At 67.4% G+C, this 23,746-nt stretch carries 20 protein-coding genes and 1 riboswitch; of the genes, 10 read left to right on the top strand and 10 right to left on the bottom strand.

Annotation, left to right across the window (positions count from 1 at the left end; translation table 11 throughout):
- Window positions 1-71: 71 nt before the first annotated feature.
- Entirely contained in the window at window positions 72-1,043 is a 972-nt protein-coding gene (locus tag ABH900_RS14035) for an aldo/keto reductase (RefSeq protein ID WP_429623587.1), read from the bottom strand.
- Between the two features lie 193 nt (window positions 1,044-1,236).
- On the opposite strand from ABH900_RS14035, the gene ABH900_RS14030 reads away from it, so the two are divergent.
- The 5 genes from ABH900_RS14030 (at window position 1,237) to ABH900_RS14010 (ending at window position 6,222) form a co-directional block, all read left to right on the top strand.
- Complete coding sequence (locus ABH900_RS14030) at window positions 1,237-2,535, top strand: NupC/NupG family nucleoside CNT transporter (protein ID WP_429623586.1); 1,299 nt, start codon at window positions 1,237-1,239, stop codon at window positions 2,533-2,535.
- 25 nt (window positions 2,536-2,560) lie between these two features.
- Window positions 2,561-3,526, top strand: coding sequence for a ribokinase (locus ABH900_RS14025; RefSeq protein ID WP_429623584.1), 966 nt, complete (start codon window positions 2,561-2,563; stop codon window positions 3,524-3,526).
- Between the two features lie 144 nt (window positions 3,527-3,670).
- Window positions 3,671-4,102, top strand: a complete 432-nt coding sequence (locus tag ABH900_RS14020; RefSeq protein ID WP_429623583.1) for a hypothetical protein — start codon at window positions 3,671-3,673, stop codon at window positions 4,100-4,102.
- A gap of 154 nt (window positions 4,103-4,256) precedes the next feature.
- Window positions 4,257-5,252 carry a tRNA dihydrouridine synthase DusB gene (dusB, locus tag ABH900_RS14015; RefSeq protein WP_429623581.1) on the top strand — a complete coding sequence of 332 codons (996 nt, stop codon included), beginning with the start codon at window positions 4,257-4,259 and terminating at the stop codon, window positions 5,250-5,252.
- A gap of 142 nt (window positions 5,253-5,394) precedes the next feature.
- The gene (locus tag ABH900_RS14010; RefSeq protein ID WP_429623579.1) at window positions 5,395-6,222 is read left to right on the top strand and encodes a methyltransferase domain-containing protein; all 828 of its coding nucleotides are present in this window, start codon (window positions 5,395-5,397) and stop codon (window positions 6,220-6,222) included.
- A gap of 67 nt (window positions 6,223-6,289) precedes the next feature.
- Here ABH900_RS14010 and ABH900_RS14005 read toward each other — a convergent pair whose 3' ends face one another.
- The 3 genes from ABH900_RS14005 to ABH900_RS13995 all read right to left on the bottom strand — a co-directional run bounded on the left by ABH900_RS14005 (window position 6,290) and on the right by ABH900_RS13995 (window position 9,980).
- A complete protein-coding gene (locus tag ABH900_RS14005) occupies window positions 6,290-7,348 on the bottom strand; it encodes a metal-dependent hydrolase (RefSeq protein ID WP_429623577.1) in 1,059 nt (352 codons plus the stop codon).
- Window positions 7,349-7,467: 119 nt separating this feature from the next.
- Window positions 7,468-8,268: a UDP-2,3-diacylglucosamine diphosphatase gene (locus ABH900_RS14000; protein WP_429623575.1), complete on the bottom strand. Its 801-nt coding sequence runs from the start codon at window positions 8,266-8,268 to the stop codon at window positions 7,468-7,470.
- Entirely contained in the window at window positions 8,265-9,980 is a 1,716-nt protein-coding gene (locus ABH900_RS13995; RefSeq protein ID WP_429623696.1) for a lysophospholipid acyltransferase family protein, read from the bottom strand. Before ABH900_RS13995 ends, ABH900_RS14000 begins: the two co-directional genes overlap by 4 nt.
- A 335-nt stretch (window positions 9,981-10,315) precedes the next feature.
- Here ABH900_RS13995 and metK point away from each other — a divergent pair, with 335 nt between their 5' ends.
- Complete coding sequence (metK, locus tag ABH900_RS13990; RefSeq protein ID WP_353101740.1) at window positions 10,316-11,527, top strand: methionine adenosyltransferase; 1,212 nt, start codon at window positions 10,316-10,318, stop codon at window positions 11,525-11,527.
- Window positions 11,528-11,666: 139 nt separating this feature from the next.
- Window positions 11,667-12,173, top strand: a complete 507-nt coding sequence (locus tag ABH900_RS13985; protein ID WP_429623572.1) for an acyl-CoA thioesterase — start codon at window positions 11,667-11,669, stop codon at window positions 12,171-12,173.
- A gap of 67 nt (window positions 12,174-12,240) precedes the next feature.
- On the opposite strand, the gene ppc is transcribed toward ABH900_RS13985, so the two are convergent.
- Together ppc and ABH900_RS13975 are read right to left on the bottom strand one after the other, a co-directional pair.
- The gene (gene ppc / locus ABH900_RS13980) at window positions 12,241-14,952 is read right to left on the bottom strand and encodes a phosphoenolpyruvate carboxylase (RefSeq protein ID WP_429623695.1); all 2,712 of its coding nucleotides are present in this window, start codon (window positions 14,950-14,952) and stop codon (window positions 12,241-12,243) included.
- Window positions 14,953-15,078: 126 nt separating this feature from the next.
- On the bottom strand, window positions 15,079-17,595 hold the full coding sequence (locus ABH900_RS13975) for a S9 family peptidase (RefSeq protein WP_429623570.1): 2,517 nt from the start codon (window positions 17,593-17,595) through the stop codon (window positions 15,079-15,081).
- Between the two features lie 120 nt (window positions 17,596-17,715).
- Window positions 17,716-17,799, top strand: a riboswitch (S-adenosyl-L-homocysteine riboswitch).
- A 36-nt stretch (window positions 17,800-17,835) separates the two neighbouring features.
- On the opposite strand from ABH900_RS13975, the gene ahcY reads away from it, so the two are divergent.
- From ahcY to ABH900_RS13960, 3 genes are all read left to right on the top strand, one after another.
- A complete protein-coding gene (gene ahcY / locus ABH900_RS13970; protein ID WP_429623568.1) occupies window positions 17,836-19,281 on the top strand; it encodes an adenosylhomocysteinase in 1,446 nt (481 codons plus the stop codon).
- Between the two features lie 303 nt (window positions 19,282-19,584).
- Window positions 19,585-20,058, top strand: coding sequence for a Cys-tRNA(Pro) deacylase (gene ybaK, locus ABH900_RS13965; protein ID WP_429623567.1), 474 nt, complete (start codon window positions 19,585-19,587; stop codon window positions 20,056-20,058).
- Window positions 20,058-20,543 carry a hypothetical protein gene (locus ABH900_RS13960; RefSeq protein ID WP_429623566.1) on the top strand — a complete coding sequence of 162 codons (486 nt, stop codon included), beginning with the start codon at window positions 20,058-20,060 and terminating at the stop codon, window positions 20,541-20,543. Before ybaK ends, ABH900_RS13960 begins: the two co-directional genes overlap by 1 nt.
- A 69-nt stretch (window positions 20,544-20,612) precedes the next feature.
- Here the strand turns inward: ABH900_RS13960 and ABH900_RS13955 are convergent, their stop codons facing one another.
- From ABH900_RS13955 to ABH900_RS13940, 4 genes are all read right to left on the bottom strand, one after another.
- The gene (locus ABH900_RS13955) at window positions 20,613-21,248 is read right to left on the bottom strand and encodes an energy transducer TonB (protein ID WP_429623565.1); all 636 of its coding nucleotides are present in this window, start codon (window positions 21,246-21,248) and stop codon (window positions 20,613-20,615) included.
- A 100-nt stretch (window positions 21,249-21,348) separates the two neighbouring features.
- A complete protein-coding gene (locus ABH900_RS13950) occupies window positions 21,349-21,906 on the bottom strand; it encodes a DUF3228 family protein (protein WP_180865281.1) in 558 nt (185 codons plus the stop codon).
- 50 nt (window positions 21,907-21,956) lie between these two features.
- A complete protein-coding gene (locus ABH900_RS13945; RefSeq protein WP_429623563.1) occupies window positions 21,957-22,688 on the bottom strand; it encodes a LytR/AlgR family response regulator transcription factor in 732 nt (243 codons plus the stop codon).
- The gene (locus ABH900_RS13940) at window positions 22,685-23,731 is read right to left on the bottom strand and encodes a sensor histidine kinase (RefSeq protein ID WP_429623562.1); all 1,047 of its coding nucleotides are present in this window, start codon (window positions 23,729-23,731) and stop codon (window positions 22,685-22,687) included. Before ABH900_RS13940 ends, ABH900_RS13945 begins: the two co-directional genes overlap by 4 nt.
- Window positions 23,732-23,746 lie beyond the last annotated feature (15 nt).

Here is a 23,746-nt window from a genome sequence, read left to right as displayed (position 1 = left end):
AAATTCGATAGATCCAATCAATCGGAAGCCCGCTTTTGTAGAGTCGAGCGCGGCTCGGCTCTACAAAGGTCTCAGGCAAAGACGGCTTCGACCGCGGCCCAAGCGGTGGCATCCACCTGCTCCAGCACGTCCAGCGCCTGCAGGTTCTGCAGCAGCTGGCTGACCCGGCTGGCGCCGAGGATCACGCTGGAGACGTTCGGGTTGCGCAGGCACCAGGCGATGGCCAGGGTCGCCGGGGCATGGCCCAGCGCGCGCGCCACTTCGCTGAAACGGCGTACCTGGGCCAGGCGGGCCTCTGCATCGGCACCCAGCACCAGGTCCTGCAGCCATTCCATGCCCTCGCGGCCCAGCCGTGCATCGGCCGGGATGCCCTGGTCGTACTTGCCGGTCAGCAGGCCCGAGGCCAGTGGCGAGAAGATGGTGGTGCCCAGCCCGGCACGGGCATACAGCGGTGCGTACTCGACCTCGACCCGCTCGCGGTGCAGCAGGTTGTACTGCGGCTGCTCCATCGACGGGCCCTGCAGGTTGTGCGCCTCGGCGATGTCCAGCGCCTGCTGGATCTGCGCCGCCGACCATTCCGAGGTGCCCCAATAGAGGATCTTGCCCTGGCGGACCAGGGTGTCCATGGCATGCACGGTCTCGGCGATCGGCGCATCCGGATCCGGGCGGTGGCAGTAATAAAGGTCCAGGTAATCCACCCGCAGGCGCTTGAGCGCAGCGTGGCAGGCATCGGTCACATGCTTGCGCGACAGGCCGCGCTGGGTTGGCCGCGGGTCCTTGGCACTGCCGAAGAACACCTTGCTGGATACGCAGAAGCCGTCGCGCGGCAGGCGCAGGTCGGCAATCACATCACCCATCACCTGCTCGGCGCGGCCGTTGGCATAGCCCTCGGCATTGTCGAAGAAGTTGATGCCGCAGTCCCAGGCAGCCGCCACCAGGTTGCGCGCCTCATCGCGCGGGACCTGGTCACCGAAGGTCACCCAGGCGCCGAAGGACAGGGCGGAAATCGGCAGGCCGGTGGAGCCCAGGCGACGGTAGTGCATGCAAATCTCCTGCTGCGGGCCCGCATCCGGGCCGGGATCGAGCCCCATTCTACCCGCCCCCGCCGACCGCAACCCCTTGCCGTTGCTGGCCTGATCGGCACCGATGGCCGCGCGCACGTTGCTTTTCCTTGCCCCGGCCCCGGCCCTGCACTAGGCTTCCCGTTTTTCGCGACGCCCCAGGGGAGTCACTCACATGGTCGAAGGTTTGGGCAGGATCGGCTTCGGCCTGTTCGGGTTGGCGGTGCTGATCGGCATCACCTGGTTGTTTTCCAATAACAAGCGCGCGGTTGACTGGAAGCTGGTTGCCACCGGTATCACTCTGCAGATCGCGTTCGCGGCGCTGGTGATCCTGGTGCCGGGCGGTCGCGATGTGTTCGACGCGCTGGGCCACGGCTTCGTGAAGGTGCTGAGCTTCGTCAACGAGGGTTCGAAGTTCATCTTCGGCTCGCTGATGGACACCAAGAACTACGGCTTCATCTTCGCCTTCCAGGTGCTGCCGACCATCATCTTCTTCTCGGCGCTGATGGGCGTGATGTACCACCTCAACGTCATGCAGGCGATCGTGCGCGTGATGGCGTTGGCGATCACCAAGGTGATGCGTGTGTCCGGTGCGGAAACCACCAGCGTCTGCGCCAGCGTCTTCATCGGCCAGACCGAGGCGCCGCTGACCGTGCGCCCGTACATCGCCAAGATGACCCAGTCCGAACTGCTGACCATGATGATCGGCGGCATGGCGCACATCGCCGGCGGCGTGCTGGCGGCCTATGTGGGCATGCTCGGCGGCGGCGACCCGGTGCAGCAGGCGTTCTACGCCAAGCACCTGCTGGCGGCCAGCATCATGGCTGCACCGGCCACCCTGGTCGTGGCCAAGCTGCTGATTCCGGAAACCGGCACCCCGCTGACCCGCGGCACGGTGAAGATGGAAGTGGAGAAGACCTCCAGCAACATCATCGACGCGGCTGCGGCCGGCGCCGGCGACGGCCTGAAGCTGGCGCTGAACATCGGTGCGATGCTGCTGGCCTTCATCGCGCTGATCGCGCTGCTGAACGCGCCGCTGACCTGGATCGGTGATGTCACCGGCCTGGCCGCGATGATCGGCAAGCCGACCAACCTGTCCACCATCTTCGGTTACGTGCTGGCCCCGATCGCCTGGGTCATCGGTACCCCGTGGGCCGATGCCACCACCGTCGGTTCGCTGATCGGCCAGAAGGTCGTGATCAACGAGTTCGTCGCCTACACCGAGCTGTCGCAGATCGTGAACGGCCAGGTGGCCGGCGTGAGCCTGTCCGAAGAAGGCCGCCTGATCGCCACCTATGCACTGTGCGGCTTCGCCAACTTCAGCTCGATCGCGATCCAGATCGGCGGCATCGGCGGTCTGGCGCCGGAACGTCGCCACGACCTGGCCAAGTTCGGCCTGCGCGCGGTGCTGGGCGGTACCATTGCCACCTTCATGACGGCGACCATCGCCGGCGTGCTGACGCACTTCAGTTGAACCCTTGGTTGAGAAAAGATTCCCTATGAGCAGCAGTGTCGTTGTCGTCGGTTCCTTCAATGTCGATCACGTGTGGCGGTGCGAGTCGCTGCCGGCACCGGGTGCGACCATTGCCGGCCGCTACAGCACCGGTCCGGGTGGCAAGGGCTTCAACCAGGCCGTTGCCGCCTGCCGTGCCGGTGCCGACACCCGCTTCGTGTGCGCGCTGGGCGATGACGCCGGTGGCGCCACCGCCCGCGAACTGGCGGCACAGGATGGCTTCGGGCTGATCGCCGAAGCCAGCAGCGAGCCGACCGGCACCGCCGGTATCTATGTGGATGCCCGGGGCCGCAACACCATCGTGATCGGCCCGGGTGCGAACGCCGCGCTGAGCACCGACTTCCTGCAGCAGCAGCAGACGCTGCTGACCGGTGCCAAGGTGGTGCTGGTGCAGCTGGAATCGCCGGTGCAGACCATCGAAGCGGCGCTGGCCTCGGCCCGCGAGGCCGGCGTCACCACCGTGCTCAACACGGCCCCGGCCGACGCGCCCTCGACCATCGGCCTGCTCAAGCTGGCCGACGTGATCACCCCGAACGAAACCGAGTTCGCCGCCCTGCTCGGCCGCCATGTCGGTGAGCGCGTGGATGCCAACGACGTCGCCGCGCTCGACGGCGCCAGCCTGCACGCGCTGTGCCGCAAGCTGGTCGGCAACGGTACGGTGGTGGTGACCCTGGGATCGGTGGGCGTGTTCGTGTCGCATGCTGACGAGAACCTGCGTGGCGATACCCAGCCGTACTACCGCGTGGGTGCCGAACAGGTGCAGGCCATCGACACCACCGGTGCCGGTGATGCCTTCAACGGTGCGCTGGCAGCCTCGATGGCACAGGTGGCCGACGTCCCGTTCGCCCGCCACGTACGCTTCGCCAACCAGTTCGCCGGTCGTTCGACCGAGAAGGAAGGCGCCGCCTCGGCGATGCCGCGCTTCACCCCGGCTGATTCCGAAGCAAAGTAACGCCACGCCCTGCGTGGATGAGAGGCCCGGGCATGCAGATGCCCGGGCTTTTTTTCGCCTTGCGCAGGCCTGCGACCGCCTGTCGCATTGCCGGCACTGCGGCCCTCGCCCACCCTGCGCGCAGCTTCCTTGCATGGGCAGGACATGGACGGATTCCCCTGGTTGCTGGTCGCCGCCGCCGGCAGTGCCATCGCGGCCCTGCTGCACATCGGCTGCATCGCCTTCGGTGCGCCCTGGTACGAACGCTTCGGCGCGGGAGCTCGCATGGTCCGGCTGGTCCAGGACGGACATTGGTGGCCGCCCCTGATGACCGCCGGCGTCGCCTCCCTGCTGGTGGGCTGGACCCTGTACGCGTTGGCCGCCGCCGGTTGGCACTCACCGCTTCCGGCCAGTCGCCTGGTCCTGCCGGGCATCGCTGCAGTGTTGTTGCTGCGTTCGGCGATGGGCTTCGGCCTGGCGCTGTTCCGCCCCGGCTACAACGGCGCAGGCTTCTGGGCGGTCAGTTCGCTGCTGTGCCTGGGTCTCGGCCTGGCCTTCGCGCTGGGGACCCACCAGGCTTGGCCGAACCTGGGCTAGTGCCCAGCCGCCCACCATCGCCCGCCCCTGGGGACGGCGGAAGCAACCGTCAAGCATCTGCTGATGCCGGTAAGGCATGAGGTCGGTGCCGATCGGCCTGAACCGGATCGCCATCGACACGGCCTCCCCCCCTCCCGCGCCCTACAATGGGCGCATGCAGATCGGCCCGTACACCATTGCCCCCAACGTCGTGCTGGCGCCCATGGCCGGCGTCACCGACAAGCCCTTCCGCCTGCTGTGCAAACGGCTGGGCGCGGGGTTGGCTGCCTCGGAAATGACCATCAGCGACCCACGCTTCTGGAACACGCGCAAGTCGATCCACCGCATGGACCATGACGGCGAGCCGGCACCGATCAGCGTGCAGATCGCCGGCACCGAGCCGCAGCAGCTGGCCGAAGCAGCGCGTTACAACGTGGACCACGGCGCGCAGATCATCGACATCAACATGGGCTGCCCGGCCAAGAAGGTGTGCAATGCCTGGGCCGGTTCCGCGCTGATGCGCGACGAGATGCTGGTGGCGCGCATCCTGGAAGCCGTGGTCAACGCCGTGGACGTGCCGGTCACCCTGAAGATCCGCACCGGCTGGGACTGCGACCATCGCAATGGCCCGCTGATCGCGCGCATCGCGCAGGACAGCGGCATCGCCGCGCTGGCGGTGCATGGCCGCACCCGCGATCAGCATTACACCGGCCAGGCCGAGTACGGCACCATCGCCGAGATCAAGGCAGCGCTGCGCATTCCGGTGATTGCCAATGGCGACATTGATTCGCCGCAGAAGGCCGCCTACGTGCTGCAGCAGACCGGCGTGGACGCGGTGATGATCGGGCGCTCGGCGCAGGGCCGGCCATGGATCTTCCGCGAAGTGGCGCACTACCTGGCCACCGGCGAAGAACTGCCGCCGCCGTCGCTGGGCGAAGTACGCGACATCCTGCTCGGCCACCTGCATGCACTTCACGCCTTCTATGGCGAACCGCAGGGCGTGCGCATCGCGCGCAAGCACCTGGGCTGGTACGCCAAGGACCGCCCGGAAAACGCGGCGTTCCGTGCGGTGGTCAATCGTGCCGAAGATCCGCAGAGCCAGATCGCACTGACCACCGAGTATTTCGACCGCCTGATCGCCGGGGAACCGGCGCTGTCTTCGGCCGCCTGACCCAACCAATCGCAGAGTCGAACTTGTTCGACTGCCCCGCCCCGTAGAGTCGAGCTTGCTCGACTGGATTTCCAGAGCAGTCGAGCAAGCTCGACTCCATGCGACGCCCCTCAATCAAGCTCAACGCCACGAGCCCGCCATCATGACCCCGCCGATTTCTTCCCCCACCTATCTGCACGGGTTCTCCGGCACCGAACAGCAGCGCCTGATGACCCAGGCCCGCCTGCTGGAGTCGAGCATCTTCGGCCAGATCGACTACGGCGGCGCGCGGCGCCTGCTGGAAGTCGGCAGTGGCGTCGGTGCGCAGACCGAGATCCTGCTGCGCCGCTTCCCCGAGCTGCACGTGACCGGTGTGGACCTGAGCGATACCCAGCTGGCCACCGCGCGCGAGAACCTGGCGCGCACGCCGTGGTGCAGCGACCGCTACACCCTGCAGCAGGCCGACGCCGGTGAGCTGCCGTTCGAGGCCCGCAGCTTCGATTCGGCCTTCCTGTGCTGGGTACTGGAGCACGTGCCGTCGCCGGCGCGTGTGCTGAGCGAAGTGCGCCGCGTGCTGGCACCGGGTTCGCCGGTGTACATCACCGAGGTGATGAATGCGTCGTTCCTGCTCGACCCGTACTCGCCGCACATCTGGCGCTACTGGATGGCCTTCAACGATTTCCAGTACGACCATGGCGGCGATCCGTTCGTCGGCGCCAAACTGGGCAATCTGCTGCTGGCTGGCGGCTTCCGCGATGTGCATACCGAGATCAAGACCATCCACCTGGACAACCGCGAACCGGCACGTCGCAAGACCATGATCGCGTTCTGGGAGCAGCTGCTGCTGTCGGCCGCCGATCAGCTGCTGCAGGCGGGCTCGGTGGACGAGGAAACCGTGGACGGCATGCGCCGTGAGTTCCGCCTGGTGCAGAACGACCCGAACGCGGTGTTCTTCTATTCGTTCGTGCAGGGCCGCGCGACGGTGTATTGATCCAGTAGAGCCACGCCATGCGTGGCTGACATCGCCGATATCCATGCCATCCACGCATGGCGTGGATCTACGGGTGCGCGGCACCGGTCGCGGAGGGTGCCGGCGCATGCCAGATCCGCTGCCACATCGCGGCCAGCCGGCGCCCGGCGTCGGCGCGCGCAACGGGGCTGCTGTAATCCACCCGCACCTGCTCGGGAACGATCGCCCGCCACTGCCCATCGGCCTGCTCGGCCACGACGAAATTGAAGGTGTAGTCGGGCTCCAGCCCCATGCGCAGGTCGCTCAGCACCAGCCGGCCATCCACTACCTGCGCGCGCATGAAACCGCGGTTGAACCATTGCAGGCGCTGCACCGCCGGAATCACCTGCGCTTCACGCAACGCCTGAACGTTGGACGGATGGCCTTCGAACTGCATCAGCCCATGGTCGGCCACCAGCGAGCGGTCCCCCACCACATAGCCGTTGGGCGTCATCGCCACCACCCGCCACAGCAGGGTGTTGAACGGCATCGGCACCGAGAAGCGCGGCGCGTCGCCCAGCCCCATCGCGGCCAGGCTCTGCTGTGCGGCACGGTCGACCTGCGCCTTGGCGACCAGGCCCCATCCGAGATACGCGCTGCTGAGCAGCAGCGCCACGCCCAGCACCCTGCCTGCCCACGGCCGCGCGCGGCCAAACCAGGCCAGCACGCAGCCCAGCAGCAACCACACGGTGTAGCCGGGGTCGATGATGAAGACACTGGAGCCCATGGTCGGGTGTGGTCGAAGCGGCCACCACAGCTGTGTGCCATAGACGGTGAACGCATCCAGCACGGGATGGGTGACCAGCGCCAGCTGGATCGCCCAGAACCAGCGCGTCGGCGACTGTGCGACCCGGCCATCGCCGAAGCGCCTGAACAACCACCAGATCAGCGCGGCCACCCAGGGCAGCACCAGCAGCGAGTGGCTGAGGCTGCGGTGTTCGGTCATGTTGGCCACCGGGTCGGCGGCGGTGAAGCCCAGCCACAGCGCATCGAGGTCCGGCAGCGTTCCGAGTGCGGCGCCGGCCAGCAGGGCGGCGCGGCGATGTCCGGGCGGGGCAATGGCAGCAGCGACGGCGCCGCCGAGCACGATCTGGGTCAATGAGTCCATCGGCCGATGCTAACGGCTTGCGCGCGTGCCGTCTCTGTAGAGTCGAGCTTGCTCGACTGCTGCTCACTCAGACCCGTTCGCGCACGGCGGTCGCGCAAGCCCGACGCCACGCAGGCGGGTTACGCCGCCTGTGACAAGCGCGCGCCCGGCAGCTCCACCAGAGTCTGCCCGTTGTGGTCCAGCAGCCGCAGCGCGCCATCGTGGTCCTCGACCAGTGCGGTCAGGCTCTCCACCCAGTCGCCGTCGTTGGCGTAGACCAGGCCGTCGCGTTCGACCAGCGCGGCGCGATGGATGTGCCCACAGACGATGCCGTCCAGGCCACGCCGGCGCACGTCGTCCAGGCCAGCCTGCACGAACCGCTCGATGTAGCGCTCGGCGGCACCGCTGCGCTTCTTCAGGAACTCCGACAGCGACCAGTAACGCATGCCAAGCCGGCGCCGTACCGCGTTCAACGCCTGGTTGCCGGTGAGGATGCGGTAGTACAGCCAGTCGCCGAACCGTTCCTGCAGGCCGCCGAAGTGGGTCACGCCGTCGTAGTCATCGCCGTGCGCGACCAGCAGCCGGCGGCCATCGGCGGTCACGTGGATGGCACGGCGGCGCACCTGCATCGCCGGCAGCATCAATCCGCAGACCTGGCGCAGCGAGGCATCGTGGTTGCCGGGAATGTAGATGATCTCAGTCCCTGCACGGCGCAGCGCATGCAACGCCTGGATGACTTCGCTGTGCGACTGCCGCCAGTTGGCGCGGCGATGCGCCATCCACCACAGGTCGATGATGTCGCCGACCAGGTACAGCCGTTCACAGCGCAGCTGCGAGAGGAACCGGGCCAGCTCGGTGGCGTGGCAATGACGCGCCCCCAGATGCACATCGGAGACGAACACTGCGCGCCGGTGTGGCGACAGGTTCGCCAGCGTGCTCATGCCGGCGTCCCCGCGTCGCGCAGGTAGCGTTTGCGCTTGTTCGGGCGGATCGCGCACAGGTCCACTTCGATCAGACCGTCGATCGAATCACTGAAGTCCGGGTCGACACCGAAGGCGAGGAAGCGTGCGCCGCCGGGTTCGCACAGGTCGGTGTACTGACGGTACAGCGTCGGCACGCCGGTACCGAGCGCGGCGAGGTTGGCCTTCAGCACGTCGAACGCGGCCCCCGCATCCAGCTCGCCGAAACACGGCGGCGCGGCGAAGTACTGGAACGGCCGGTTCGATTCGGCCAGCCCCGCCGTGCCGCTGTAATAGCGCTGGTAGTAGGCCACCAGCTGTTCGCGTGCATCGCGTGGCAGCGCGGCGCTGATCGACACCGCGCCGAACAGGTAGCGGATGCCCGGCCGGCATTGCAGGTACGCACCGATGCCCTGCCACAGGTAATCCAGGCTGCGGCTGCCCCAGTAATCGGGCACCACGAAGCTGCGCCCCAGTTCCAGGCCCTCGGCGATATGGGTGATGGCGTCGTCCGAATAGCGGAACAACGACGCGCTGTAGAGCCCGGACAGGCCATGCCGGGCCAGCGCCTGGGCGCCGCGCATGATGCGGTAGGCCCCGGCGATGCGCTGTGCGGCCGCATCCCAGATCACGATGTGCTCGTACTGCGGGTCGTAGTCGTCCAGGTCGCGGCTGCGACCGGTGCCCTCGCCCACCTGGCGGAAGGTCAACTCGCGCAGCCGGCCCAGTTCCAGCAGCAGCGGCGCGTCGGCCGCGCAGGTGGCCAGCAGGATCTGCTTGCCGTCGGCGGTCTGGCCCAGCTGGGTGGCGACGGCGATGCCGGCAGCAACCTGCGAGGGCGGCACCGGTGCGGCCAACGGCTCGGGGCCCTCGTAAGGTGCAGCCCCGACGGCCGCGCCATTGCGACCCAGCGCATACAGCGCGCGGCGCACGGCCAGCAGCTGCGCGCCCGGATCGCCGCCCTTGCCCAGCTGCATCGGTTCACCGATGCTCAGCCGCAGCGGGCGGCCACGGCGGGTGAACATTTCACGGGCCAGCAACGCGGTGCCGGCCGGTTTGAACAGGGTCGAGGCGCCATAGAACAGCGCCGAGTTGCGCGCCTCCACCCGCACCGGCAGCACCGGCGCGCCCGCCGCGCGGGCAAAGCGGACGAACCCCCGTTGCCAGCGGCCATCGCGGATACCGCGCAGCGACAGTCGCGAGACCTCACCGGCCGGGAATACGATCACGCACTGCTCGGCGGCCAGCGCCTCCTCGACCGCATGCAGGCTGCCGCGCTGCGCCTTGCCGCCGAGGATGCGCACCGGCAGCAGCAGATCCTGCAACGGCGCGATCGCCCCCAGCAGGTCGTTGGCCACGATCCGCACGTCGCGGCGGATGCGGCCGACCGCATCGAGCAGGGCCAGCGCATCCAGTGCCCCGGATGGATGATTGGCGACGATCAACAGGCGGCCGGTGGCTGGAATCTTCGCCAGCGCGGCCGGATCCACCTGGTACTGGCCGTCGATGAACTCCAGGCCGGCGGCGACGAAGCCGAACCCGCGCAGGCCTGCACTGCGCTGCAGGAAGGCCTCGATCTGGTCCAGCCGCGACCAGCGGCCGACGCTGCGCAGCAATGGCCGCGCCAGCTGGCCACGACGGCCGTGGAACCAATCGGGGAAGCGTTGCTGGAGACGCTGTTCGAGTTCCTGCATGGCGTGTTCACTCATGCCCGGCGGCCGTGTTGGCCGACAGCCTGCGCCCGGGAGGCGGCAGCCAGATGGCGGTTTCGGGGCAGAACGATGACGGCCGGGCGGCTCTGCGGCGGGCGACGTGGCAGGCACGGTCGGGGCCGGCAGGCGCCTCGTCCGTTGTCACGCTGGTGGAACACTGGGCCTCGAGGCTGGGACCCAATCCCACTGTAACGGCCTCTGCAGGCCTACATGGGCTTAACCACCGGCAACCGGTACCGGTTCACAATGCACAGGCGGCGCACCCCGTGTATCATGCGCGCCCATCTTTCCATCCGAATCAAGGGATATTACGCCTGATGTCCAGCTATCTCTTCACCTCCGAGTCGGTCTCCGAAGGCCATCCGGACAAGGTTGCCGACCAGATCTCCGATGCGGTGCTGGACGCGATCCTGACCCAGGACCAGCGCGCCCGCGTGGCCTGCGAGACCATGGTCAAGACCGGCGTTGCCATTGTCGCCGGTGAAATCACCACCAGCGCCTGGATCGACCTGGAAGCGCTGACCCGCAAGGTCATCGTGGACATCGGCTATGACAGCTCCGAAGTCGGCTTCGACGGCGCCACCTGTGGCGTGCTGAACCTGATCGGCAAGCAGTCGCCGCACATCGCCCAGGGCGTGGACCGCAAGAAGCCGGAAGAAATGGGCGCGGGCGACCAGGGCCTGATGTTCGGCTACGCCACCAACGAGACCGACAGCTACATGCCGGCCGCGATCCACCTGTCGCACCGCCTGGTCGAGCAGCAGGCCAAGATCCGCAAGAAGAAGAATTCGCCGCTGTCGTGGCTGCGTCCGGACGCCAAGAGCCAGGTCACCCTGCGCTATGAAAACGGCGTGGTCTCGGCCATCGACGCCGTGGTGCTGTCGACCCAGCACGCCCCGGGCATCAAGCAGAAGGACCTCATCGAGGCCGTCCGCGAAGAGATCATCAAGCCGGTGCTGCCGGCCAAGTGGCTGCACAAGGGCACCAAGTTCCACATCAACCCGACCGGCAAGTTCGAGATCGGTGGCCCGGTGGGCGACTGCGGCCTGACCGGCCGCAAGATCATCGTCGACACCTACGGCGGCTGGGCTCGTCACGGTGGTGGCGCCTTCTCCGGCAAGGACCCGTCCAAGGTCGACCGTTCGGCCGCCTACGCCGCCCGCTACGTCGCCAAGAACGTGGTGGCCGCCGGCCTGGCCGACCGTTGCGAAGTGCAGGTCTCCTACGCCATCGGCGTGGCTGAGCCGACCTCGATCTCGGTCACCACCTTCGGCACCGGCAAGATCAGCGACGACAAGATCGAGAAGCTGATCCGCAAGCACTTCGACCTGCGCCCGTACGGCATCATCAAGATGCTGGACCTGATCCACCCGATGTACCAGCAGACTGCGGCCTACGGCCACTTCGGCCGCAAGCCGAAGGAGTTCAGCTACCTCAACGGCGAAGGCGAGACCGTCAACGCCACGGCCTTCTCCTGGGAGAAGACCGATCGCGCCGCCGCCCTGCGCGCCGATGCGAAGCTGAAGTAAGAAACACGAAGGGCCGCTCACGCGGCCCTTCTGCTTTCGGTAGAGCCGGCCGCTGGCCGGCTTTTTCATGGCCTGTGAGAACGGGTGCGCGGTTGCCAGCCAGCGGCCGGCACTACCCGGTTGCCGATACAATCGCCCCATGTCGACCGAACTGAAAACCCACCAGCTCACCATGACCGTGCTGATGTCGCCGGAGATGGCCAATTTCTCCGGCAAGGTCCACGGTGGCGCCGTACTGCGCCTGCTCGACCAGGTTGCCTACGCCTGCGCCAGCCGCTACGCCGGCAGCTACGTGGTCACCCTGTCGGTGGACCAGGTGATGTTCCGCCAGCCCATCGCGGTGGGCGAGCTGGTCACCTTCCTGGCTTCCGTGAACCATACCGGCACCTCGTCGATGGAGATCGGCATCAAGGTGGTGGCCGAGGACATCCTCAAGCGCAGCGTGCGCCACGCCAACAGCTGCTTCTTCACGATGGTGGCAGTGGATGAGGACGGCCGGCCGACGCCGGTGCCGCCGCTGCAACCAGCCACCTCCGACGAGAAGCGCCGGCAGGCCGCCGCGCAGATCCGCCGACAGCTGCGCCAGGAAATGGAACAGCGGCATCTGGAGCTGCTGGCGTCGAACCCGCCTTCGCCGGAAGAATGAGAACGTGCGGGGCAAGCCCCGCACCCACCGAGGCAGGTAGCGCCGGGCCATGCCCGGCGGATGCATTTCACCCCGTGTTCTGCACGCCCTGCGAAACGCCATTCACGCACGCCACCAGCGCACGCAGCAGGTCGTCGTCCTCGCGCCCGCTGGCCCGCCAACGCTGCAGCAGATCCACCTGCAGCACGCTGATCGGGTCAACGTAGGGATTGCGCAGGCGGATCGACAACGCCAGCCGGGCGTCATGCTCCAGCAGCGTCTGCTGGTCCATCAACACCAGCAGCCAGTGCCGGGTCAGTTCAAGTTCGCGCTGCACCTGCGGGAAGAAGCGCGCATGCAGCTCACCGGACAACAGCGAGAACTGTTCGGCGATGGTGATATCACCCTTTGACAGCACCATCGCGATGTCGTCCAGGAAGGTACGGAAGAACGGCCAGTCACGCGCCATATCGCGCAGGGTCTGCTCGTGCCCGGCATCGGCCGCCGCCTGCAGGCCACTGCCCACCCCGTACCAGCCAGGAATCACTGCGCGCGCCTGGCTCCAGGCGAATACCCACGGGATCGCGCGCAGGTTGCCCAGCGCCGCGTCCTGGCCGAGCCGGCGCGACGGCCGCGAGCCCAGCGTCATCCGCTCGATCACGTCGATCGGCGTGGCGGTGCGGAAGTAGTCCATGAAACCGGCCTGGCCAACGAAGGCGCGATACACCTCGCTGCTGGCAGACGCTACCGCGTCCATCACCGGCCGCCAGTCGTCCTCGCGGGGCTCGGCCGCACGCGGGCGCAGGCTGGCGCGCAGCACCGCGCCGGTCGCCTGTTCCAGCGAACGCAGCGCCAGCGCGCGGATGCCGTACTTGCGATGGATCACCTCGCCCTGCTCGGTCACCCGCAGGCGGCCATCGATGCTGCCGCGCGGCGACGCATCGACGGCGTGCGTGGTCTTGCCGCCGCCGCGGCTGATCGAACCACCACGGCCATGGAAGAAGGTCAATCGGATGCCGGATTCGGCCGCCACCTCCAGCAGTTCCACCTGCGCGCGCTGCAGGCCCCAACGCGAGGCGGCGATACCGCCGTCCTTGCTGCTGTCCGAATAACCCAGCATCACCATCTGCACGTCATCGCGCGCGCGCAGGTGGCTGCGGTACACCGGGTCGGCCAGCAGGTCGCGCAGGGTCGCGGTACCCCGCTTGAGGTCATCCACGGTTTCGAACAGCGGTGCGATGTCCAGCGGCACCGCGCCGTCTGCATCCACCAGGCCACCGCGCCGCGCCAACGCCAGCACCGCCAGCACATCGCTGCGGTCGTGCGCCATCGAGATGATGTAATTGCCGAGCGCATCGGCGCCATGGCGCGCGCGCGCATCGGCCAGTGCAGCGAACACCGCATCCAACCGCTGGTTGCCGTCGTCGTCGCCCTTCGGCAAGGGTGCGTCACCGCTGGCATGGGCTGCCAGCAATCCTGCGCGACCCATTGCATCCAGGCCTTCCCATGCAGCATCGCCGCCCAGCACCGCCGCCAGCGCACGTGCATGCACGCTCGATTCCTGGCGCACGTCCAGCCGCGCCAGATGGAAGCCGAAGGTTTTCACCCGCCACAGCAGACGCTGCACGGCGAAGCCGCCGGCATGTTCACCACGATTGGCACGCAGGCTGTCGAGGATCAGCTGCAGGTCGTCGATCAGTTCATCGGGACCGGCGTAGGGACCTTCGCCATCATCCAGCGCCGCCTGCAGGCGTGCGCGCATGCGGTCATTGAGCAGGCGATACGGCATGTCGGCATGCCGCGGCCGCGACTGTACCTGGGGAAGCAGCTGCTGGTACTGCGACACGCGTGCCTGCAGCGCATCACTCACGCCTACCCGCTCGGTGGATTGGCTGAGCAGGCTGGCCAGCTGCAGCAGTTCCTTCTGGTAGCGCGCGAGTACTGCTTGCCGCTGCGCATCCAGCGTGTTGCGGATGGTATGGGCATCCACGTTCGGATTGCCATCCATGTCACCGCCCACCCAGGTACCGAAACGCAGCAGGCGCGGCAGCGGCAGTTCTTCGCCATAGGTATCGCGCAGCGCCTGCTGCAGTGACTCGTACAGCACCGGTATCACCCGGTACAGCACCTGCACCAGGTAGAAGCCCACATGCTCGCGCTCGTCATCGACGGTGGGCCGCACCGGCGAGGAATCGGTGGTCTGCCACGAGGCGGTCAGCGCCATGCGGAAGCGTGCGGCATCGGCGGCGGCTTCGCCGGGGGTGCGCTGGCCGTCGAGGTTGTCGACCAGGCTGGCCACCATCAGCTGCTCTTTCTCCAGCAGCGCGCGGCGCACCGCTTCGGTCGGGTGCGCGGTGAACACCGGCTCGATATCGATGCGTGGCAGCCACTGCGCCAGTTCATCCAGGCCAACGCCCTGTGCCTTCAGGTGCTGCAGGGCGTCCTGCAGGCCATCGGGTTGCGGTGCGGCCGCAACGGCGCGCTGGTAGTCGCGGCGGCGGCGGATGCGATGCACGCGCTCGGCGATGTTGACCACCTGGAAGTAGGTGCTGAACGCCCGCACCATGGTCTCGGCCTGCTGTGGCGTGCGTCCGGCCAGGCCATCGGCCAGCTCGGACAGCGGTGCCTGGTTCTCGCGGCGGGCGATGGCGCGGGTGCGCACGTCTTCGACATCGTCGAGGAAGGCGGCCGAGACCTGTTCCACCAACAGGTCGCCGACCAGTGCGCCGAGCCGGCGCACGTCATCGCGAAGCGGAAGATCGGGAGAAGCGAACTCGATGCTGCTGCGGTACTCGTTCATCGGCGACGCACGGGCCTCGGTCAACGGATCCTGGCCCCAAGCCTATCCCAGATCGGGCGTCGTACTGCGATGCAAAAATGGTTTCATCTGGTAGTGCCGGCCGCGGGCCGGCACTACTAGGACTGGTCAGCGCTTCTTCTTCGCCTTGCCCTGGTCAGCCGGGCCGATGGTCTGCTCCAGCCAGCGTTCGCTCTCGGCCAGCATGGTCATGATCGATTCGCGTGCGCGGTAGGCATGCGATTCGTTCGGCAGCATCACCAGCCGCGCGGTGCCACCCAGGCCCTTCACCGCGGCGAACATGCGCTCGCTCTGGATCGGGAACGTGCCGGAGTTGTTGTCGTCCACGCCATGGATGAAGAGGATCGGATCCTTGATCCTGTCCGCGTAGTTGAACGGTGCCATCTTCTGGTACACGTCCTGCGCCTGCCAGTAGTTGCGCTCCTCGGCCTGGAAACCGAACGGGGTGAGCGTGCGGTTGTAGGCGCCGCTGCGTGCGATGCCGGCCTTGAACAGGCGGGTGTGCGCCAGCAGGTTGGCGGTCATGAACGCACCGTAGGAATGGCCACCGATGGCGATGTGATCGCGATCGGTCACGCCACGGCGCACCACTTCATCCACCGCCGCCTGCGCATTGGCCACCAGCTGCTCGATGTAGGTGTCGTTGGGTTCCTTGTCGCCCTCGCCGATGATCGGCATCGACGGGCTGGCCAGCACCACGTAGCCCTTGGCCAGGAACGCCTGCGGTCCCCAATAGCTGACCGCATTGAAACGGTACGGCGAATCAGTCACCTGGCTGGCAGCCGCCGCGCTCTTGAACTCACCCGGATAGGCCCACATCAGCAGCGGGCGCGGACCATCACGCTTGGGGTCGTAGCCGGGCGGCAGCAGCAGGGTCGCGGTCAGGTCGACGCCGTCCTTGCGCTTGTAGCGGATCTGCTCCTTCTGCACGCCCTTCAACTGCGGCAGCGGATGGGCAAAGTGGGTCAGCGCGCGCGGGGCGGCGCTGGCGTCGGCCAGCGACTGCACGTAGAAGTTGGCCGGCTCGTCAGGGCTCTCACGGCTCAGCAGCAACGAACTGCCCTGCGCGTCCAGCAGCGCCACCGGTGCGGCATAACTCGGTGCCTGCGAGTGGAACAGGCGGGTGGCCTTGCCGGTGGCGATGTCGAAGCGGTCCACGAACGGACGGTCGCCTTCCGGCGAAGCGCCGGCACCGGCCAGGTACAGGCTGCCGCCATCGGCGCTGGTCTGCAGCAGCGAGCGGCCGCGCCCGTCGCTGGCCTGCAGCGGGCGGCCCGGATCGGCATAGCGGTCCTGCGCATTGCGGTCCCACAGCAGCCGCGGATCGGTACCGGCGCTGTCCGGGGCGATCAGCCAGGTCTTGGTGTTGCGCGACTTCCACCACGACTCGCTCAGCAGCGCCAGGTCGCCGCGGCCCCAGCTGATGCCCGCGAAGCGGCTGCCAAGCTGGGCCAGGGTCACCGGCGGCGTGTCGAACGGCGCCGCCTGCATGAACACGGCATCGCGCACCTTGGCGTCCCTGTTCGGGTCACCGCCATCCTGCGCCTCGGCCCAGACCAGGGTGGCCTCTGCATCGCCGCGCCAGCTGATGTCGCGCACGCCGGTCACCTCGGCGTCATTGCCGGTCGGCAGGCCCTCCACCAGCGGGCGCACGGCCACGGTATGCACCAGTTTGCCGCTGGCACGCTCGATCACTTCGATGCGGCGCGGGAAGCTGCTCACCGGCACCACGTAGGAATACGGGCGCTGCACCGGCTGACGCAGCACGAAGCGTCCATCCGGCGAGACCGAGAAGCCCATGAAGATACCGGCCGCGCCGATCGCACGGGTGCTGCCATCCAGGCCCACTTCCACCGGCTGGGTGGTCGCGTAATAGTCGAACTGGCGTGCATCGGCCTCGTTCTTCAGCAGGTCCTGGTAGGTGCGGATCGACACCACGCCGCCGCCCTGGCTGGTCTGCTGCACGGCCGGGCCGGTCGGGATGCCGTCGGCGGCCGGCGCCGCACCGAGATTGGCCGGGCGGGTGAACACCACCAGCCCACGGCTGTCGGGCAGCCACTGGTAGCCGCTGCCGATCACCGTGTTCAGACCCGCAACCAGGCGGCGGGCGCTGCCGGCGGCCACGTCCACCAGCCATAGTTCGTTGGCGCCGCTGGCGGCGTCGACCTGGTTGAAGGCCAGCCACTTCTGGTCCGGCGACCACATCAGGCTGGCGATCGACAAGGTGGCCGGCAGGCCGCTGACCTGCCGCTCCCTGCCATCGGCCACGTTCATCAGCCACAGCTTCTCGCCGAAGCTGAAGCGGCTGTCGGAGAAGGTGCGCGGATTGATGCGCAGGCCCGCCAGCTTCAGTTCCCGCTGCGCCACCACCTGGATCGACGGCAGCGACGGCATCTGCATCAGCGCGGCCACATCGCGGCGCGGCGACAGGTACAGCGACGGCGCGCGCGGGGCATCGACCACCGCCTGCAGCGCGGCCGAAGGCAGTTCATAGCCGTTGACGCCCTGCGCCTGCGCCGGGGCTGGCTGCGGGGTGGCCGCGAACGCCAGCGGGGCCACCGCCAGCAGGCCCATCGACAGGATCAGACCGGTCCATCGCCGTGTGCGGCGCGCGTGCATGCTCATCGTTCAACCTGTGTGATGCGTGAAAACATTGACCTTAACAGGCCGTGCGCGCCGCCCCACCTGCCGATGGTTGGGTCATCGGGATGTCATGACAAGGCCGCGATATAATGGGGGTTCTCCCCTGCCGAGGGGCGCTGCGACCGGATCCCATGAGGCCCGGCCAGGCTCGGTAAGGTGGCTATGCAACAACGGCGCCCGGCCAGATGCGAGCACCCGCTCGTCTACAACCGGAGCACACGAATGAACGCTGTTGCCAAGACCTTCTCCACCGAAGGTGATTACAAGATCCGCGATATCACGCTGGCCGACTGGGGCCGCAAGGAACTGGACATCGCCGAGCATGAAATGCCGGGCCTGATGTCGATCCGCCGCAAGTACCAGGCCGAGCTGCCGCTGAAGGGCGTGCGCGTGACCGGTTCGCTGCACATGACCATCCAGACCGCCGTGCTGATCGAGACCCTGAAGGACATCGGCGCTGACGTGCGCTGGGCCTCGTGCAACATCTTCTCGACCCAGGACCACGCGGCCGCCGCCATCGCCGCCACCGGCACCCCGGTGTTCGCCTGGAAGGGCGAGACCCTGGAAGAGTACTGGGACTGCACCCTGGACGCGCTGACCTTCACCCTGGCCGACGGCACCCTGACCGGCCCGGAACTGGTGGTCGACGACGGCGGTGACGTGACCCTGCTGATCCACAAGGGCTACGAGCTGGAAAACGGCAGTGACTGGGTCAACACCGCTTCCGGTTCGCACGAAGAACAGGTCATCAAGAACCTGCTCAAGCGCGTGGCCAAGGAGCGCCCGGGTTACTGGGGCCGCGTAGTCAAGGACTGGAAGGGCGTCTCCGAAGAGACCACCACCGGCGTGCACCGCCTGTACCAGCTGGCCCAGGCCGGCACCTTGCTGATCCCGGCGATCAACGTCAACGACTCGGTCACCAAGAGCAAGTTCGACAACCTGTACGGCTGCCGCGAGTCGCTGGCCGATGGCCTGAAGCGCGCGATGGACGTGATGCTGGCCGGCAAGGTGGCCGTGGTCTGCGGCTACGGCGACGTCGGCAAGGGCTGCGCCGCTTCGCTGCGTGCCTATGGTGCGCGCGTGGTGGTGACCGAGATCGACCCGATCTGCGCCCTGCAGGCAGCGATGGAAGGCTATGAAGTCAACACCATCGAATCGACCCTGGGCCGTGCCGACCTGTATGTCACCACCACCGGCAACAAGGACATCATCCGCATCGAGCACCTGAGCGCGATGAAGGACCAGGCCATCGTCTGCAACATCGGCCACTTCGACAACGAGATCCAGGTCGATGCGCTGGTGGCGTTCCCGGGCGTGAAGCACGTCAACATCAAGCCGCAGGTGGACAAGTACATCTTCCCGAACGGCAACGCGATCTTCCTGCTGGCCGAAGGCCGCCTGGTGAACCTGGGCTGCGCCACCGGCCACCCGAGCTTCGTCATGTCCAACTCGTTCGCCAACCAGACCCTGGCCCAGATCGACCTGTGGGCGAACAAGGACAGCTACGAGAAGAAGGTCTATCTGCTGCCGAAGAAGCTGGACGAAGAAGTGGCTCGCCTACACCTGGAAAAGATCGGCGTGAAGCTGACCACCCTGAGCCAGGAACAGGCCGATTACATCGGCGTGCCGGTGGAAGGCCCGTTCAAGCCGGACCACTACCGCTACTGATCGCCCCCGGCGGCCTGTCCGGGCTCGGATCCCTTTCCAAAGGAAAGGGCTCTGACCCCAGCATCGCCCCAGCGACGGAAGCAGACAGAACGGGCGCCTTCGGGCGCCCGTTCTGCGTTGATGTGTCCGGCATTGCGTATCCACGCATGGCGTGGATCTACTGATCATCCGCCCCTGGGTAGTTTCATGCCATGCGTGGATATCGCCGGCACCGCTCCCCGGTAGATCCACGCCATGCGTGGATGCTCCTGCCGCAATAGCCTCGGTCAAGGCAAGGCTTCCGCGCCGCGCTACGATGCACCCATGACCCCGGCCATCAACCTGCTCAAGCGCGAGAAGATCGCCCACACCGTGCGCAGCTACGTGCACGATGCCCACGCCGAATCCTATGGCGGCGAGGCCGTCGACAAACTCGGCCTGGATCCGGCCCAGGTGTTCAAGACCCTGCTGGCCAGCACCGAGACACACGAACTGCTGGTAGCGATCGTGCCCGTGGCCGGCCAGCTCGACCTGAAGGCATTGGCCGAAGCGGCGAACTGCAAGAAGTGCGAGATGGCCGCCGCAGATGTGGCACAACGCGCCACCGGCTACCTGATCGGCGGCATCAGTCCGCTCGGACAGAAGAAGCGCCTGCGTACCTTCCTCGATGCCAGCGCCGAGCCCCTGCCCGCGCTGCATGTCAGCGCGGGACGGCGCGGACTGGAAGTGGAGCTGGCACCGGCCGATCTGCTGCGGCTGACCGCCGGCCACTACGCCGTCATCGGCAAGGCGCGCTGATGCGCTGGCCTTGGTCCACGGCGCCTTCGCCGCGGCTCGAGGACGCACAGGCCGATGTGCTGCTGCAGGATCTGCTCGCGCGCGACGGAAACCACGTCACCGGTGCCGCACGCACGCTCGCACGGGTGTTCAGCACCGCATCGCTGGAGGCACTGGCACCGCATGCCGATCTGATCGAGCAGCGCTGCACAGGCGTCGAACTCGGCGGCATATTGATCAGCAACCAGGCACACCTGAAAGCGGCGCTGCAGCGACTGCGCTATTGGGAGGCACGCAAGGGCTGCCTGTGTGCGCTCAATGCAAGTTACCCGTTCTTCAATCCCCGTCATCTGATCGAACAAGGGCAGATGCAGCTGCTCTCGTTGCAGGAAGCCGAGGACGGTTGGGGCGACTGCCATATCGTTGCCTGCACGCAGTGCGGCCAGCATTGGCAGGCCATCGACCGCGAGTACCATTACCCCTGGTGGGAGTGGAAAGCCGCCTGAAGGGTATGCAACCACGCATGGCGTGGCTCTACTGCGGACCAGTAGATCCACGCCATGCGTGGATGGCCGTTACTCCACGTACTCATACCGCATCGGCACCCGCACAAGGCTCAACGCCGGCACCGCGCCCGTCGCATCGGCCCGGGTGAAGCGCCAGCCACGCAGCTCCTCCACGGCAGCCTCGTCCAGCAACACATGGCCGCTGGAGACCTTCACGATCACGGCCGCAACGCCGCCCTGCGCATCGACCAAACCCGTCAGCAGGCTGCGGCCAGAGAGCCCCAACTGCATGGCCTTCAACGGGTAGCGCGGCGACACGCCGCGTGGCGGCAGCCAGGGAACCGTCTCGCCCGCGAACATATCCCGGCTGCTGCGTGCCGCGCATCGCTTCGGCAGCCGCAGCTGCAGCGATACCCGCGCCTCGTCCACAGTCACCTCCGCAGGCGCTGCGCAGGCATGCTGCGCCAGCACCTCCAGCATCTGCCGCTGCCGAAGCAGCCCCTTGCCGTCTCTCGCCGACACCTCGACCACGCAGCCACCGTCCCGGGGCTGCATCGACAATGCAGTCACGCTCGCATCGCGCAGTCCGGGTACGACCGCCAATGGCGAGCAGGCCATTTCTGCGACCGGCTTCGCCGCCAACACGGTGGCGGCGGGCAACATGCCTGCCAGCAACACCGGGATCATCCTTGTCCACACAGCCATGCCTCGCCCTCCGTGGGGTTACCTGGCCCGATCATACCCGGCGCATGGGGTCGGATGATCGGGTCAGAGCCCCGCGATGCGGGAGTCCGACCCGGGCCGGCTACGGCCGCCAGTTGGCGTTGTTTTCCCAGAACGCCACCGAGCGCCGGTAGGCCTCGCGGTCCAGCGGCACGCCGGAACCGCCCTCCTCCACCCCCAGCGCATTGCGCATCATCGTGATCGGTGCCATCGGCACTTCTTCCGGTTCGGCGGTGTAGATGCAGCCGACGATGCCCCAGTCGGCTTCGATCGGCGAGCCTTCCTTCGCCAGCTGCCCGGCGCTGTACAGGATCACCACCAGATAGTTCGCACGCGGTGATTCCACACCTTCGAACCAACGCACCAGCACCGGCAGCTCTTCGCGGTTGCGTGCCTCGTAGCCACTGCGCAGCTGGTGGCGGTTGGCCTCGGTGACCGGCACTGTCAGGCACCGGGTGCTGGTCCAGTTCTCGTAGACAAACAGCTTGCAGAACGGCGCGTAGCCATCGAGCACCTTCAGCGGGGCATGCGCGTTGAGGTGCGCCTCGAACTGCTCGGCAGTGCAGTCCTGGATGGTGTTGCCGCGCGGCACGCGCGGGAACAGGCGGGGGCGGGCGAAATCGGTGAGGACGATGGACATGGCGCGGCGCAATCTGGGAATCCGCTGCACAGGGTAACCGCTGGCAGCCCCTACAACGCCATCCGCTCGCGCAGCTCACGTGCCCGCCGGCGCGACACCTCGACCTCGCTGCCATCGTCCAGCGCAAGGTCGTAGCCATCGCCGATGCTGGGTGTCACCCCACGGATACGACGCAGGTTGACCAGGGTGTTGCGGTTGGCACGGAAGAACAGATCCTGCGGCAGGCGTGCTTCCAGCGCGCTCAAGCTGCGGGTCAGCAACGCGTTCTGGTCGCGGAACCACAGCCGTGTGTAGTTGCCATCAACCACCAGCCGGCGGATCTCGGAGACCGCCACGAACCAGCAGCGTTCGCCCTCGCGCACGAACACCTGGTCCTGCGGCGCCAGCGTGCTGCGCGGCTCCACGGTAACGGCCTGCGCGGCCGCATGCGGGCGCGCCCGCTCCAGCGCCTCCAGCAGGCGCGGCGCTTCCACCGGCTTCACCAGGTAGTCCAGCGCATTGGCCTGGAACGCGCGCACGGCATAGGCGTCGTAGGCGGTGACGAACACCACCGCCGGCACTGTCTCCAGGCCGTCCAGCACGTCGAATCCACTGCCCGAGGGCATCTGCACATCCAGCAGCACCAGATCCGGCGCCAGCGTGGCGATGGCCGCGCGGGCGGCTGGCACGTCGTCGGCCTCACCGACACACTGCACCCACGGCAGTGCCGACAACAGCGTGCGCAGCTCCTGCCGCGCCAGCCGCGCGTCATCCACGATCAATACACGCAGTACGCCAATCATTGCGGAATCTCCAGCAGGGCCTGCATGCGGTCGCCGACCGGCCGCAGGGTGAATCGTCCGCGCGTGCCGAGCTGCGCACGCAGATAGGCCAGGCCAACGCCATGCCCGTCGACAGGTTCGCTGGCGCTGCCCAGCGGGTTGTCCACCTGCAGGCGCAATACAGCGTTGTCCAGCGTGGCCCGGATCTGCACCTCACCACCACCGGCGCGACTGGCGATGCCGTGCTTGATCGCATTCTCCACCAGCAGCTGCAGCGCCATCGCCGGCAACTGCACCTGCAGGGCATCGGCATCGATGCGCTGGCATACCTGCAGGCGCTGCTCGAAGTGGATGGCCTCGATGGCCAGATAGTCGTCCACCACCGCCAGTTCCTCGGCCAAGGTGACCTGCTCACTGCGGTTGTGTGCCAACGCCTGGCGCAGCGTGCGCGACAAGCGCGTGACCATGTCGCGGGCGCGTTCGGGGTCTTCCAGGATCAGCGCGCGCAAGTTATTCAGCGCATTGAACATGAAGTGCGGATTGAGCCGTGCGCGCAGTGCATCGCGTTCCAGCGCGCTGCGTTCGGCCTCGGCGCGCAGGCGCGCCAGCTCCGCGCCACGGATCCGCCGCAGGCTGTGCAGACTGGCCCAGAGTGCGGTCCACAGCGCGAGCATCACTGCCGTGGAGTACCAGTAGAGCAGCAGGGCCTTGGGGCTGAAGTCGGCAACCTGACGGCCGATGCCCACCCATCCCCAGGCCAGCGCGGTGTACAGTGCCGCGTTCACCAGGGCCTGCGCCAGCGCCGCACCCAGTGCCACCGACAGTGCCAAGCGCAACAGCAGCCCGGCAGTACCGCGCGCCCACCAGTCACCGCGCAGCGCCAGTGCCCGGATGCCGCCGCTGCATCCGAACAAGGCCAGCGCCAGGCCCAGCGTGATCAGAACACCGGCGCTTCCGGCATCGGCGAGGTAGGCATGCCGCAATCCCAGGCCGGCGGCGCCGTAAAGCGCCCACACCAGTGCATTGAGCAGCCAGAAGCGTACCGTCGAGGAGGAATCCGGCATATCCATTCCGAGGCG

Source organism: Stenotrophomonas sp. AN71, assembly GCF_050435725.1.
Lineage (GTDB): Bacteria > Pseudomonadota > Gammaproteobacteria > Xanthomonadales > Xanthomonadaceae > Stenotrophomonas.
The sequence above is the reverse complement of the archived record's forward strand: the minus strand, read 5'-3'. Positions and strand labels throughout refer to the sequence as shown.

Coding starts and splice junctions, on each gene's coding strand:
- ABH900_RS14035 (WP_429623587.1), bottom strand. CDS start 1,043: ATGCACTACCGTCGCCTGGGCTCCACCGGCCTGCCGATTTCCGCCCTG.
- ABH900_RS14030 (WP_429623586.1), top strand. CDS start 1,237: ATGGTCGAAGGTTTGGGCAGGATCGGCTTCGGCCTGTTCGGGTTGGCG.
- ABH900_RS14025 (WP_429623584.1), top strand. CDS start 2,561: ATGAGCAGCAGTGTCGTTGTCGTCGGTTCCTTCAATGTCGATCACGTG.
- ABH900_RS14020 (WP_429623583.1), top strand. CDS start 3,671: ATGGACGGATTCCCCTGGTTGCTGGTCGCCGCCGCCGGCAGTGCCATC.
- dusB (WP_429623581.1), top strand. CDS start 4,257: ATGCAGATCGGCCCGTACACCATTGCCCCCAACGTCGTGCTGGCGCCC.
- ABH900_RS14010 (WP_429623579.1), top strand. CDS start 5,395: ATGACCCCGCCGATTTCTTCCCCCACCTATCTGCACGGGTTCTCCGGC.
- ABH900_RS14005 (WP_429623577.1), bottom strand. CDS start 7,348: ATGGACTCATTGACCCAGATCGTGCTCGGCGGCGCCGTCGCTGCTGCC.
- ABH900_RS14000 (WP_429623575.1), bottom strand. CDS start 8,268: ATGAGCACGCTGGCGAACCTGTCGCCACACCGGCGCGCAGTGTTCGTC.
- ABH900_RS13995 (WP_429623696.1), bottom strand. CDS start 9,980: ATGCAGGAACTCGAACAGCGTCTCCAGCAACGCTTCCCCGATTGGTTC.
- metK (WP_353101740.1), top strand. CDS start 10,316: ATGTCCAGCTATCTCTTCACCTCCGAGTCGGTCTCCGAAGGCCATCCG.
- ABH900_RS13985 (WP_429623572.1), top strand. CDS start 11,667: ATGTCGACCGAACTGAAAACCCACCAGCTCACCATGACCGTGCTGATG.
- ppc (WP_429623695.1), bottom strand. CDS start 14,952: ATGAACGAGTACCGCAGCAGCATCGAGTTCGCTTCTCCCGATCTTCCG.
- ABH900_RS13975 (WP_429623570.1), bottom strand. CDS start 17,595: ATGAGCATGCACGCGCGCCGCACACGGCGATGGACCGGTCTGATCCTG.
- ahcY (WP_429623568.1), top strand. CDS start 17,836: ATGAACGCTGTTGCCAAGACCTTCTCCACCGAAGGTGATTACAAGATC.
- ybaK (WP_429623567.1), top strand. CDS start 19,585: ATGACCCCGGCCATCAACCTGCTCAAGCGCGAGAAGATCGCCCACACC.
- ABH900_RS13960 (WP_429623566.1), top strand. CDS start 20,058: ATGCGCTGGCCTTGGTCCACGGCGCCTTCGCCGCGGCTCGAGGACGCA.
- ABH900_RS13955 (WP_429623565.1), bottom strand. CDS start 21,248: ATGGCTGTGTGGACAAGGATGATCCCGGTGTTGCTGGCAGGCATGTTG.
- ABH900_RS13950 (WP_180865281.1), bottom strand. CDS start 21,906: ATGTCCATCGTCCTCACCGATTTCGCCCGCCCCCGCCTGTTCCCGCGC.
- ABH900_RS13945 (WP_429623563.1), bottom strand. CDS start 22,688: ATGATTGGCGTACTGCGTGTATTGATCGTGGATGACGCGCGGCTGGCG.
- ABH900_RS13940 (WP_429623562.1), bottom strand. CDS start 23,731: ATGCCGGATTCCTCCTCGACGGTACGCTTCTGGCTGCTCAATGCACTG.